This window comes from Alicyclobacillus pomorum DSM 14955 (assembly GCF_000472905.1).
Classification (GTDB): domain Bacteria; phylum Bacillota; class Bacilli; order Alicyclobacillales; family Alicyclobacillaceae; genus Alicyclobacillus_A; species Alicyclobacillus_A pomorum.
This window is the reverse complement of sequence record NZ_AXAR01000028.1, coordinates 1-13,073: the sequence shown is the minus strand read 5'-3', so window position 1 is coordinate 13,073 and position 13,073 is coordinate 1. Positions and strand designations below refer to the sequence as shown.

14 protein-coding genes are annotated in these 13,073 nt (G+C 50.0%); 5 read left to right on the top strand and 9 right to left on the bottom strand.

Features of this window, described 5'->3' with window-relative positions:
• The first annotated feature begins 3 nt into the window (after positions 1-3).
• Complete coding sequence (locus YWK_RS21665) at positions 4-159, top strand: YezD family protein (protein ID WP_425387187.1); 156 nt, start codon at positions 4-6, stop codon at positions 157-159.
• 33 nt (positions 160-192) lie between these two features.
• Positions 193-1,026: an alpha/beta hydrolase family protein gene (locus YWK_RS0117235; protein ID WP_026965751.1), complete on the top strand. Its 834-nt coding sequence runs from the start codon at positions 193-195 to the stop codon at positions 1,024-1,026.
• A 493-nt stretch (positions 1,027-1,519) separates the two neighbouring features.
• Here YWK_RS0117235 and YWK_RS21240 read toward each other — a convergent pair whose 3' ends face one another.
• From YWK_RS21240 to YWK_RS0117215, 3 genes are all read right to left on the bottom strand, one after another.
• Entirely contained in the window at positions 1,520-1,939 is a 420-nt protein-coding gene (locus tag YWK_RS21240) for a DoxX family protein (protein ID WP_051375722.1), read from the bottom strand.
• A gap of 221 nt (positions 1,940-2,160) precedes the next feature.
• Positions 2,161-3,129 (bottom strand): carbon-nitrogen hydrolase family protein, encoded by a 969-nt coding sequence (locus tag YWK_RS0117220; protein ID WP_026965749.1) that lies wholly within the window; start codon positions 3,127-3,129, stop codon positions 2,161-2,163.
• A gap of 209 nt (positions 3,130-3,338) precedes the next feature.
• A complete protein-coding gene (locus YWK_RS0117215) occupies positions 3,339-3,845 on the bottom strand; it encodes a GntR family transcriptional regulator (RefSeq protein ID WP_026965748.1) in 507 nt (168 codons plus the stop codon).
• Positions 3,846-3,945: 100 nt separating this feature from the next.
• Between YWK_RS0117215 and YWK_RS21235 the strand changes: the two genes are divergently transcribed.
• Positions 3,946-4,860 (top strand): phosphotransferase, encoded by a 915-nt coding sequence (locus tag YWK_RS21235; RefSeq protein WP_026965747.1) that lies wholly within the window; start codon positions 3,946-3,948, stop codon positions 4,858-4,860.
• A 712-nt stretch (positions 4,861-5,572) separates the two neighbouring features.
• Here the strand turns inward: YWK_RS21235 and YWK_RS20580 are convergent.
• The gene (locus YWK_RS20580) at positions 5,573-6,151 is read right to left on the bottom strand and encodes an O-methyltransferase (RefSeq protein WP_051375721.1); all 579 of its coding nucleotides are present in this window, start codon (positions 6,149-6,151) and stop codon (positions 5,573-5,575) included.
• Entirely contained in the window at positions 6,148-7,206 is a 1,059-nt protein-coding gene (locus YWK_RS20575) for an aromatic ring-hydroxylating dioxygenase subunit alpha (protein ID WP_084453832.1), read from the bottom strand. Before YWK_RS20575 ends, YWK_RS20580 begins: the two co-directional genes overlap by 4 nt.
• A gap of 231 nt (positions 7,207-7,437) precedes the next feature.
• On the opposite strand from YWK_RS20575, the gene YWK_RS0117190 reads away from it, so the two are divergent.
• Complete coding sequence (locus YWK_RS0117190; protein WP_026965746.1) at positions 7,438-7,704, top strand: hypothetical protein; 267 nt, start codon at positions 7,438-7,440, stop codon at positions 7,702-7,704.
• A gap of 166 nt (positions 7,705-7,870) precedes the next feature.
• On the opposite strand, the gene YWK_RS0117185 is transcribed toward YWK_RS0117190, so the two are convergent.
• Both YWK_RS0117185 and YWK_RS0117180 read right to left on the bottom strand, forming a co-directional pair.
• Positions 7,871-8,659 (bottom strand): Cof-type HAD-IIB family hydrolase, encoded by a 789-nt coding sequence (locus YWK_RS0117185; RefSeq protein ID WP_026965745.1) that lies wholly within the window; start codon positions 8,657-8,659, stop codon positions 7,871-7,873.
• Positions 8,637-9,437 (bottom strand): DeoR/GlpR family DNA-binding transcription regulator, encoded by an 801-nt coding sequence (locus tag YWK_RS0117180; protein WP_035467416.1) that lies wholly within the window; start codon positions 9,435-9,437, stop codon positions 8,637-8,639. The genes YWK_RS0117185 and YWK_RS0117180 overlap by 23 nt, the downstream gene beginning before the upstream one ends.
• A 244-nt stretch (positions 9,438-9,681) precedes the next feature.
• On the opposite strand from YWK_RS0117180, the gene YWK_RS0117175 reads away from it, so the two are divergent.
• Positions 9,682-10,983, top strand: a complete 1,302-nt coding sequence (locus tag YWK_RS0117175) for a PQQ-dependent sugar dehydrogenase (RefSeq protein ID WP_026965743.1) — start codon at positions 9,682-9,684, stop codon at positions 10,981-10,983.
• A 93-nt stretch (positions 10,984-11,076) separates the two neighbouring features.
• On the opposite strand, the gene YWK_RS0117165 is transcribed toward YWK_RS0117175, so the two are convergent.
• Entirely contained in the window at positions 11,077-11,532 is a 456-nt protein-coding gene (locus tag YWK_RS0117165; RefSeq protein WP_026965742.1) for a hypothetical protein, read from the bottom strand.
• A 30-nt stretch (positions 11,533-11,562) separates the two neighbouring features.
• Positions 11,563-13,073: FTR1 family iron permease (locus tag YWK_RS0117160; RefSeq protein ID WP_342664259.1), on the bottom strand; the 1,511-nt coding region annotated here is incomplete at its 5' end.

Genomic DNA, 13,073 nt, shown 5'->3' with positions numbered 1-13,073 from the left:
CAAATCCTTCATGCGTTGGAAGGATTGGAGTACGGTTCTGTGAACATTACAATCCACGATGCACAAATTACTCAGATTGACCGAATCGAGAAACAGAGATTTCCCTTAGCGCCTTCGTTGGAGAAGACGAAGCCCTCCAGCAAGGTGTCAAGGCGCTAGGATGGAAACTGTTAGAGAAGGGAGAGGGATGGAGTGGAGCAGTCGCTTTGGCTCCCGTGCGGTGACGCGATGCTTGCGATGAGTCTGCATCGACCCGCGAGAAATAAGAACGCAGATTGTAAGGAACATTCGAAGTATCCAACCGTAGTGTTCTGTCACGGCTTCGTGGGAAACCGAATCGGAGTGGATCGTCTGTTCGTCCATGCAAGTCGGCTGTTTGAACAACACGGATTCATGGTTTTACGCTTCGATTATGCGGGCTGTGGGGAAAGTACGGGTGATTATGGGTCAACTGGCCTTGCGTCCATGATGGAACAAACGCAACACGTGTTGGATTATGTGTTTGCATTAGACGAAGTGGATGTTGAGCACGTGACGCTTCTCGGACATAGCTTAGGTGGCGCAGTGGCTGTCTTGACAGCGGTCCAGGATCCTCGTGTTCGGAACTTGGTTTTATGGTCGGCAGTGGCACATCCATTTGAAGAGATTGTGGGCATTACTGGCAAAGATATTTTGAACCATGCGAACACATCTGGCCGAGCCACGTACCGTGGGTATCACCTGACACCCATGTTTTACAACTCGTTAAAATTGCACGATCCGCTTTCAGCGGCTACACAATTTAAGGGCCATGCGCTCGTGGTCCATGGCAGGGATGACTTAGAAATTTCTGCAGAGAACGGTTTCCTTTATTGGAAGGCGCTTCGGTCAAATGCGACAACGTGTCGGGTAGAGGTTTTGAAAGACGCAGATCATACCTATTCCTGCAGTGATGCGTCAGAACGCCTTCGAGAATTGACGGTAGATTGGTTACAGGAAGTTCACGAGACAAAGCGGGGTTCGAATAGGCTCCGCAATGTTCAGTGATTTGCAAAACAGCAATGAACAAGATGTTTTCAAGTGGATTCGCACCGTCTCGTCGACGTTTCTCATTTTGAATCCGCCAATCGGACGACCGAAGGCTCTTGGACTCGGAGATGACATATCGAGACAAGAGTTTTTTCGTCGTCGCCACCTGATTCCGTTTCATCCAAGGATCGATACAAGGTACCGTCGTGGGGGTGAATGCGTGCGGATATCCAATGAATTTCAAACCTATACGCTATCGCGGAAACAACTCCTTCAGTGGCCTATCCTACTCAAACAAATTTGGTCACAAATTGAGCAAGCTGAAATCAAAATTGTCGACATTACACGTACACAGGACCATCTCGTGATTGTTTATCGAAGATTGAGAAGATGAAAGTTTTATCGAAATGGAAACGCAGGCGACACCTAGTCTTGCTGAACCAGTCTAGTATATTTTGCAAATCGCTCAGATAACAAGCTGACGAAAAGAACCCCCCCTTCAAGAAGGGGGTTAAACCAAAGGACGCGATGCAGTGAATTTCTCACTTTCAGATTTTCTTTGAAGAGACAACGCGCCTGCACCACTTAAGAAAATCGAGATGACCCCTGCCAGTAAGAGTATTTCTAGGTTGTTGCCTAAGAACCCTTTACTCGGTTGGACGAAGATGATGACTGTAAGCATGTCTAGGGCAAGAAGTACCGTGAAGAGTCGTGTCAGCCAACCCAACATCAATGACAGCCCTCCCAGTACCTCCACGAGTCCAACGATAATGACCGAAACGTGTGGTAAAGGAATACCAACCTTGGTGAAGAACCCAATCATCATTGCGGTATTTGTGAATTTCATCAAACCGTGAAGAAAAAACGTAATCCCTACTGCGAAACGAATGGGCAAGGGAGAGAACTTCGGGATAGACTGGGAAGTGTTCATGAGTACTTTCCTCCTTAGATAAATAACGATAAGTAAGTTACTTGTAATGCATCATACCATCTTTACTTCATAAAGGCGATACTGGTCACGAAACCAAAATTATGCGGTGGTGAACAAAAAATTAGGGCATCCAAAAGGATGTCCCATTCATCGGTTGTAGCACGTGCCATCGGCAGAGTTTTCACAATAGGCATTTCGTGAACATCAATGCATCGGTGAAATCATTCCAGGTCTTCCGACGTCCATCGAACGGATCCCTGTTTCTCCTCGTTTACAATCAACTGAAAAATATCCGGTCGCGCATAGCTGCCTACTGGATCGAAATCGAACCGGCTTTGCGGAATTAAGTCAAGGTTCAAATCCCCAATCAAGATGTCTTCCCGGCCCAACACAGGCTCCACAACATATTCACCGAGCGGGCCTACAATGGCGCTGCCGCCAACGGACATGACCTCTGGAGCAGAAGATAGTTCGTCATAACACGCCAGGTCAGTCGGGTACATGTCTTTCGTTACATACTGATTGCAAGACAGCACAAAGCACCGTCCTTCCACTGCGATGTGCCGAATCGTGGATTGCCACACATCCCGAGCATCGGCAGTCGGGGCAAGATATATTTGAACCCCTTTTGCATACATCGCGGTCCTGGCCAACGGCATGTAGTTCTCCCAGCAGATAAGGCCACCCATTTTGCCGTATGGCGTGTCCACGACAGTCAGAGTGCTACCATCGCCTTCTCCCCAAATCAGCCGTTCAGATGCCGTGGGCTTCAGTTTCCGATGTTTCCCCAACAATTGTCCATCTGGCCCAAAATATAGGGTGGTACAAAACAACGTGCCAGAACTGAACTCAGCGTCTCTCTCTATCACTCCGACAATCAGGTAAACTTCGGCACTTCGAGCCGCTTCGCCCAAACTTTCCGTGGTTTCGCTTGGCACACTCACCGCATTGCGCCAATACCGTGCCCAATCCTTGCGCCCGACATCAGACCGGCTTCCCACTCGGGTTCCAAACGTGAGTCCTCGAGGATAGGCTGGAATGAAAGCTTCCGGAAAAAGGACGATTTTCGCTCCCTGTTTCGCCGCTTGATGAGTCAGAGCGACGACCTTGGCTGTGGTGGCCTCTCGGTCCATGATCACTGGGGCCGCTTGAACGACGGCTACTCGAACGAAATTTGATTCAGATGTCACTTGTCAGGCCTCCCTATGCAGACGGATGGTCTATCCTAAAATTCACGAATATATGGTAAACATCTCGCAATCCGATGTCTCCATCCAATTTCGTATTTTTCACTCATCCAATTCGTAGAGAACCGAGGGTCAAGGAGTGAGCTCGGTCAGTGCCCGATTCAATCTGCGAAGTCCTTCTTCGATGGTAGCTGCTGCGCTCTTTGCGTATGTCATTCGGAGATATCCTGGTTGTGCTCCGAAAAGAGCCCCAGTGGTTCTGGATAGTTTAACGCGGCCTTCACTGGAACCTCAGCCATCAACTCGGAAAGGGAAAGTGTCGGGAAAAACCCCGGATCCGGTTCGCCACTCGCCAAGTTGATGACACCCGGTACGGCCATCGCCTCTCTGACACGGTTGAAGAGAGGCAAACTCGGCAAAAACATTCCCTGTTCAACGTATGCCCGCCAATCGGGCAAACGACGAGTTGAAATGCCCCATAGTTCTGTACTGACACGGGTTCCGCTTCCTTGTTTCGACTCGATTAAGCCGGTTGAACGGAGTTCTGCATATGCTGCAACGACAGTGCTTCCATTGACGTTGAGTTGTTTCGCCAACTTTCGTTCCGATGGAAGTAAGGAACCGGGCGACAACACGCCTTTGGAGATTTGTTGTTCCAGATGCAAAGCGATTTGGCGATACAGCGGTGTTTTCGATGGTGGATCCGGCGCCCATGTCATGTAATCACCTCCAATTGCCTGTAAGAGAACTATAGCAAAATCGGGTAGTTTTCAACCTACCCAGTGGCTGATGACGAATCCTGTATTGGGAGGTAACTGGATGTTGCATACATGTGAACCATGGCCCGACGAGATGATGAGCTTTCTGACAACACATTTTGGGAAACCCGAACATGTTGAACGTCTTCAAGGGGTGGCAGGCAAGGACGCCTGTACGCGGGTTCGATGCACGCAAGGTTCCGTCGTCGTCAAATCAACAGCGGGGGCACGGGAGGGGGCCTTTTACGAACAGCATGCGGCACGTTTGCGCCAGCAAGGTGTTCACATTCCGGGCCTACTCTGGTCTAGTATCGACGCACGTACCACGACCTGGCTCATCCTTGAAGACATCCCACATGCGTTTCCACAGGAACGGTGGGTGGGGGACAAGAGCCAACTCGAAGTATTGTTCCACCTTCACAATGCCACATGGAAAGAGCGTCGTCCGGTAGTGGACGATGCGTACATTCCGGTCTGGGATGACCACATGACAGAGCTTGCCCTAGACTGGTTTGCACGAAGTACGGGGGCAGGAGAAATCCGTGCACAGCTCATCGAGGCTCAACATGCCTTTGCAGCACTTCCGCCCAGAGACTGTTGCATATCAGGGGATCCCAACCCGACCAACTGGCGTGTTCGCGACGACGGAACGCTCGTGTTGTTGGATTGGGAGAAGTTTGGATATGGAACTCCGGCGTTCGACCTCGCCATCACAATACCCGGACTTGGAACAGATGACGGATCTACGGAATCCCTCGTGGCGGCAAAATACTTGGAACTATGGAATGAAACGGGGAATCTATTCCCATATGATCAACCAACCGTGGTACGGTGGATCCAAGTCGCAAAGCTGTTTACACTGGTTGATGTTATCGCTACTGCAAGTCGGTCTCCTGATGCCCATTCGATGAAGACCGTCCAGTGCATCGTACAGCACCTGCCAGAACGACTCCGACAGCTGACGACTGCGGATTAGTACCACGGTCCTGGATGTTGTCTCGATGGCCGATGCGGATTTCGTTGTGGCAGTCTCCCGTACAACGCCCTGTGCTCGGGCATCGGGGCCACAGGTCTAACGGGAAGTGGGCGGCCGCCGGGGAGACGAGATGGTTGGGGCCTGCGACTGGGGATGGAAGGATGGCCCCACATGTAGGCCCCTCTGTATTGGGGGATCTGTTGGATTCCGGAACCACCGTATTGAGGAAATCGTTGTCTCATCAAGTAAGGGTCCCTTCCGCCGGCGGGCGCCCCGGTTCGGGCCATGCCTTGGGATGGGGCGAAGGTCGCTGCGGGTCTTCCTGCGTGGCCCCCAGGCAAGGGCTGTCCTCCGTTGGGATAAGTAGATGGCTGCCTCGGCGACTGGGTCTGCTGCCGACTTTGTACTTGTGGATGGCCCCATTCAGTGGACGGATGGGTGAACTGCCAGGGCTGTTGGGAATTCGTAGGAGGTGGTGCGGTGTCCGTTTCTTCTTCCGTTTGTGTATTTTGATGTCTTTTCATGAAGCCTTTCAGGATATCCATGATCATTTCGAGTCAGCCCTTTCAAAACGTTTCCACATCACATGCGATGCCAAGTGTACCTGGAAGGTACAACGGTCTAACGTCGTTTTTGCGGACCCAACCGAGAGATTGGAAAGGGCCGTTCTTGCGTCGTAAGACGGACGGACGCAAACAGCCCTCATCAATGCCTATTCCATTTTACAGGTGAACTCATCGCCGCTTCCGATGGGTACAGTAACGGTGGACGCGTCGTCCATGAGCGTTAAGATACCGCGGTACGCGTCAATGCCAAATACGCCATCGTGAGACAACATGTTGTCGGCAACGACCAAACCGCCGGGGCGTAATTTCGGCCACACCATCGAGAGATAAAACATGTACTCTTCTTTAATGGCGTCGATAAACACAAAGTCAAACGGGCCATCCAATGGTTCCACAGTTGTCAGTGCATCACCTTCCACGACTGTGATATAGTCGGACAGCCCAGCTGCCTCGAACTGTTGTTTCGCGAGTTGCAATTTGAATGGGCTGTACTCACAGGTCGTCACTTTACCGCCGTTGGCACGTGCAGCATCCGCTAAAAACAATGTGGAGTATCCACTCGAAGTGCCGATTTCAAGAATGTTCTGCGCTCGGCTGTGTCGGAGAATGATGTTGAACAACATGCCTGTCTCTCGCGGGATATGCCACAACCCTTCTTCGAGCTCTTCGGTTTCTTCCATCCGTTCTAGCGCTTCCACGACAGCCCAAACCCGGGGGTCATTCACACCCATCCCTCCAAACGTTCCTTGTGGCACGCCTCTCGAAGCATCTTACGGTAGCGAACGGTTGGTCCGTCCGATGGTACGTGCGCTTCCATATGCAAATCAAACGGGGCTACTAATGGGCGAATGCTCTCGATGATTCTCTGGTCCTCGCCGAGAACTCGGAGCGTATGTTCCAAATGGTGACTGTCGAGAAACTCTGAGTCGTCGGCGAAGTTGCGCATGACGACGCCGAAAATGAGGGTGTGAGCATCGTCAATTGGCGTATACGTGACATACGTACACATCATGGCGTCGCCTGCAACCGGTGCGCGAATCATCCAGTGATTCGGAAACCGTAATTCAATGTGAACTCGCTCGTCGGATTCAGCGTCCGTAGGTCGGGGCGGTTCCATTGGATGTGCCGGCGCAAATGGCCTGGGGTGGATGCGCAATCGGTTGCCTTCCACATGGTACTCTGGGCCTTGCACGACCGGGCTGACGTCACGCCCTGTGGTATCTGGGTGTACGAACGGCAAGTGGGACACATCGAGAGAACTTTCTACGGAACGAATGAAGTGTGCGTTCCACACCAACGAAAACACCCGCTTGTGGAAGTTTGGATGGTCTAACTCCTCCTGGATGTCAAGAGGAGGCAGCGATGCAGCGTTGAGATTGCCGCCAGTGCAAACCCATACAAGTCCGCCGCGCACGGTCACAGGATATGTTCGGAGCCTGGCCCGCTTCGGTATCCTCTGTCCGTGCTGATTGGCCGGAATGTGGACGCATTGCCCTTCCGCATCGAATTGCCATCCATGAAAGGGGCAGACCAGTACCTCTCCGGTCACTGCACCCAGGCTCAAATCGCAGCCCCGATGCGGGCAATTGCGCCCTACCGCGCGAACTTGCCCTTGTGCCGTGCGGTATATCAGGATGTTTTCACCGTGTACCGTTACCGGGTGCAAGTTGCTTGAGACGTCTTCGAGCTTTGCAACGGCATACCATGCCCTCCGCAACAACGGGCTTCCACCCCCCCCAGCCGGATCGTTTGGATAGTGTATGCCGGACACTGCACACATTCTTGGGCTCACCTCGAGTTGACACCCATGTCCGTACAGCGCAATCCACCGATTCAGGGAAGGGAACATTCCGGGTGCTTGTTTGAACGCATGATTCTGGAGAAGAGCTGAGTTGGCAACAGAGGTGGCATACGCCGACAACCCAGGTCGGACCACCCGCATACCCTGAGGGCACAGCGTGTCAAATGTTTGGTAATGATTCGCTATCATGAAAGAGGATGGGTGACAACCATGGACTCAACGGCGCTCACGACATTTCGGCGAAAGATGGCAAACCCACTGCATTGGCGGAAGGCGAATCGGATTCTGCTTGGATATACTCAATCGGACCTAGCAAACCTGGAACGTGCGAAACACCTCATTGCGGTATTGGCGGCCGAATTTGATGTTTCCCTCACAACGGAAGAACAAACTGAGGCAGCCAAATGGGTTGTCAAGCAGAGAATGAATCCCCAGAGTCCACGAGATAGAATGAGTATCTGGAAAAAGACCAAGTAGGCCTGAGAAATACGTAAGTATGAAAGTCTAGGTACGAACGGTATAGCTTGTGCCATCACGGATTGCAAGACTGTTTGGCATTCCGCTAGAAGTCAATGTATGGCATACCTCATAAGAGCCATTCAAAAAAGACTTCCATGTTCTTCACTGCGCTTGAGACCACCTTCTAGTGACTGTTGTAAGAAGTTAACCAATCAATGACCTCGGTTACAGAGGACACTACCTGGTGTGCAGCCTTTTGCACAACCGGGTCACTGTGGCACATCGCAAAGCTGTGTGGAGTAACACTGAACATCGCTAAGTCGTTGAACGAATCTCCGACGCAGACCATTTCTTCGGGGCTTACACCAAGGTGATGTAGTAGCGCTTTTAACCCTTCCCCTTTAGACACGTGACGAGGCATCACATCCAGACAGTCTTTGTCAGAAATAAATGTATTGATCTCTTGTGGGAATCGTTTAAGTAATTTCAACCGGAAACCTTCCAGAGCGTTCAGTTTCCCAAAGAACGAGAATTTGCATGGCAAAATACTCTTCGCAAATACACTTTCAATTTCAAGGCATTCATTGACTGGCATGAACATACGAGCCTGTAGTTCTGGCGCATTTTTCTTTTGAGCTATGTAAATCTGATTGTCTGAGCAACTCACCGTGTACGGAAATTCTCCGTTTTTGGCTATGGAAAGAAGTTGATGAGCTATCGGCGCATCAAAGCTGGCCGATTTTATCATCTGTCCCGTACTTGTATGTACGAAGCATCCATTTTGGCTCACACAGTGACAACGAATATCTAACTGCTTGGCAATCTCTTGTAGTTCCGGATACATGCGTCCAGATGCTAAACAAATCTCAATCCTCTGAGCGGCTGCACGCTGGAGTGAGGCTACGTCATTGGGAGATATGGAATCTTTGGTTAACAAAGTACCGTCCACATCACTGACGAAAAGCCGAATCATTAGATGTTTCCCCCTCTACGACGATGACCTGAACTTCAAATTCGCTGAGAACGCGAAGGATTTCTTCGTCTGGTTTCCTATCAGTAATAATCATGTCAATTGACTCTAATCCCGAGACCTTGTGAAATAGTCGTTTTCCAAATTTGGTGTGGTCCGCTAATACAATCACTTGATCGGCACGACGTATCATTTCGCGTTTCACCACACCGTCTTCTTCGTGTGGATAGGACAATCCGTCTACAGTAATGCCACAAGCGCCGAGAAAAAGTTTGTCGACTTGATACTCGGAGAGCTTTTCAAGGGTAGAAGCGCCATGTAAAAATCGATGTCGACCGTTCAAGATTCCACCCAACAGATGTACCGTAATGTCATCTCTCTCTGATAGAATGCTGGCCACATCTATTGAATTTGTGACGACTGTAACGTCGCGTGCTGTCAGGCACTCTGCCGCAAATTGGACGGTGGTGGATGCATCAAAGATCACGTATTCGCCATCCTTGACCAAAGACGCCGCTGTCCGCCCAATTTTCAGTTTTCCAGCCGATTCCTGGGTCAGTCGTTCCTTATACCCAAAGACTTCTTTAGTCAAGTTCGGTAACATGACACCACCGCGAGTTCGCACTACAGTTCCAGTTTTGACGAGTTTCACTACGTCTCTTCGAGCCGTATCCCGAGAGACATTGAACATATCACAAATCGTTTGAACGGTAACCCGACGGTGTTGTTTCAAATACTCGAAAATATGGGCAAGCCTTTCTTCTTGACTAAGTGATTTCAAGTCAAAAATTCTCCTTTCTTAAGTATTATATTTCAATATTTTAAGCAATGACAAGTCTATTTAAGTGGTTTTAAGTGTTTATAAGCGAAACTGTGTATTTGGAGCGTTCGCGATGTCCGGGCGTAATCACAGTAGGCGAAAGCGGCACTTGGGACAAGCAATACGCACACTCTGATTCTGGACTAAGTACAAAGATGGTCAGCATATGCTGTCGTGAGCCCACCATCAGGAGGTGGAACGTCCCATGAGTGGCACGAGAAATCTGAATCCAAATGATATTGTCGTGCCGTCAGGGTTTAAAGTCGATGTTTTCGCCGAAGGTTTGAACGCTCCCATCAGTTTCTTGTTCACTGAAACAGACGAAATGCTTGTCGCAGATGCAGGCGTTACCGATGGAAACGGGAAAGTCTTGAAACACACGGAGAGTGGCTTTGTTGTCGTGGCTGACGGTTTTTCACCGCCTTTAACAGGAATCAACCGTCATGAAGGTAACATCTACGTTTCCCATCGAGGATTCATTACAATCATCAAGCCGGACGGTCAAAAGGAAGATATTCTGGCAGGACTCCCAAGCTGGGGAGACCATCACAACAATCGAGTGATCTTTGGGCCTGACGGCAAAATGTATTTCGGGCAGGGTACTGCTACAAATTCTGGTGTCGTAGGGGAAGAGAATGGTTGGGTGAAAAAGTACCCATTTTTTCACGACTATCCTGGAGAACGTATCCGTTTGGCGGGTCAGAATTTCGTCTCAAACAATTTTCTCACACAGTGCCCAGACGACAAGTCGTATACTGGGGCGTACTCTCCATTTGGCGTACCAACAAACTGGGGAGACAAGGTCAAGGCGATGACTGCAGCCAGCGGCAGCATATTACGAGCGAATCCTGACGGTTCACAGCTGGAACTGGTTGCATGGGGACTGCGCAATCCATTTCGAATCAAATTTGATTGTCACCATCGATTGTTTGCGACCAACCACGGAATGGACGAACGAGGGAGTCGGCATATCGCGAATTCTCCTGACGAGTTCCAAAGGATTCAGTATGGCGCTTGGTATGGATGGCCAGATTTTACTGGCGGATATCCAGTGACCTTGCCTCAGTTCAAACCAAAAGGTAAGCCTCAGCCGACTTTCCTGCTTGAGGAACATCCCATGCAACCGCCCCTACCTGTAGCTGTATTTCCGCCACATTCTGCGGCGATGGGGTTTGACTTCAACTACAATCCTGACTTTGGTCCCACCGGAGACGTCTTTGTTGCGGAATTTGGGAGTGGTGCTCCGGGTACAACGGGAGGAAAACCGCTGCCGCAGGTCGGTCATCGGGTTTCTCGAATTGAGTTGAAGACAGGAAGACTGAAGAACTTTGCCATCAATCGAACAGGGTATGCCGCCACCCATACGGGGGGTGGCGGATTGGAACGGCCCATTGACGTTGTATTTGGTCCATCTGGTGACCTGTTTGTTCTTGATATGGGTATAACCTCGAAAGAGGAAGGTTTCATTCCACAGACCGGTGTTGTCTGGAGGATTACGAGACAATGAAATACATAGTATTGAGGCGAAACATATTGGCTTACATGGATGCCGATCCAGCCATAAAAACCGGTGAACTGCAGAGTCCACCGGTTTGATGCTTTACCCATTTACCTTTTTCTGGAGATTGCTCAGCGCCTGAATCAATTGGTCATTCAACTTTGATAATGCCTGTTTGTCAAGCGGAGTGGCCTTCGATCCCGCGACCGTCGGATCCAGATATTGTTCCACCGTGCCATATGAGTCAGGATACTTCTGTTTCACACTGTCCTCGAATGAGTGCCAGGTATCTTCTAGTTTTGGCCCAGTTTCCTTGATTTTGCTGTCGTTCCCTGTGGAGATTTCGTTCTTCAGTTCATTTGCAGTGGCAAGCATCTTCGCCACACCATCCTTGATGTTCGATGAAGTCTCACCCTGCATCCCTGATGGGGATTGTGTGGTCGAATTGACCGGTGTATTTCCAACGGTATTAGATTGCGGTTGATTTGCTGTACCGCATCCGGACAAGGCCATTGTACTCAAGACAACAACTGCAATCATGATTTTAAAGGTTTTCATTCAAAATTCCTCCTCAGTTTTGGTGAAGTTTTATCCCTGCGTGACTTCCCGAGATTGACGACGCTTCGATACGACTTGTTTCCAGACCAGAACTGCAACAGCAAACAGTACCAACATGAGCTGTGGTATCGCGCTCTGCCAAGACGGGAAGAACCCGATGAAATCAATGCTTGGCAACTCTGAAGACGTGGTCGACGGCACAATTCCACCCAGTTGCAGACTATGGATGCCGAGACCGGTAAACTTCAGACACAGGTAAAAGACGATGAGACTGGATACCAAGAAAAATGGCCGAATGGGCATTTTCACCCCGACAAAGAGCATGAGATATGCAATCACTGCCAACAAAGCGAAGCCAATGAGTATGCCGAGGATCAAATTCTGAAGGCTGATCTGATTTACCATGCCGATAATAAAGAGCACGGTCTCCGTTCCTTCACGGAATACAGCCAGAAACGATAGCACTCCAAGGGATATTAATCGTCCCGTGTCAAGCGCCGACTGGCTTTTGGAACGTATGTATTTGTTCCATTCAGAGATATTGGACTTGCTATGCAACCAGTAACTCATGTACAAAAGCATGACGGCCGCGATGACTCCGGTCCATCCGGAGATAAGAAAGTTGTTCCGGCCAAAGGCACCTGATGAGAACACAAATTTAACGATGATGGCCAAAATGAGACTCAGCCCAAGCCCTGCTGAAACACCACTCCAAATCCATCCTTTGCCCTTGCCATCGTTCGATTTTCTGACGAATGCCAGCAAGGCAGCGACGACGAGTATTGCTTCCAGTCCTTCTCGAATGGGGATCATTGCGGCATCCCACATGGTGTATCCAGTCTTGTCGGCAAGTGGTGTCAAGTATGTGATCATGTGACTGAGTAACTTGTCAGCGCCAGCGTAGTCACCGGCAGAAATCATGGCGTTGATGGTTACCATGTCGCGCTCTGCATCGTTATATACGCTGGCGGATTGGGCCACCACAGTTCCTTCAACGCTGAGCCAGGATTGACGAACTTGCGTAATGTTAGAAAGGGCGGATTGCTGATTGTGATTTTGCACGCTTTCCTTGGTACGTTGAAGCATTGTAATGAAATCTGAAAGTGTGACGTTTTGCTTCTGAAACCCATTGTCTGTGCTGTACTGCCCGTGGATGTATTTTTCGTCTACGTTATGAAGCGCTTGTAGCGCCTTCATTACGTTTTGCTGTTTTCCGACCGCCAATGCATATTCGACTTGGCCCATGCTCGATTCGATATCGCTGTAGGCCTGACCGGAATCGGTCTTTACGGTGTTTTCAATAGCGAGCCACCGGTCGTTGAATTGTTGGAATGCCTTTTGGGCTGCAGGTAGCTCACCACGTTGTGCGGCACGAAGGGCCTGTTGGACGTACTGGTCGGCTTGAGTTACATTTTTTACACCCAGGCTTTCTGCGTTCGCTGTTGTACACCACGAAGAGAACAACAAAAAAATGATGAGAAGCCCTGGAACAATGCGTAACAAAGGCTGGCTGAGAGGCCTATGTACCGTGGCATGTGGCA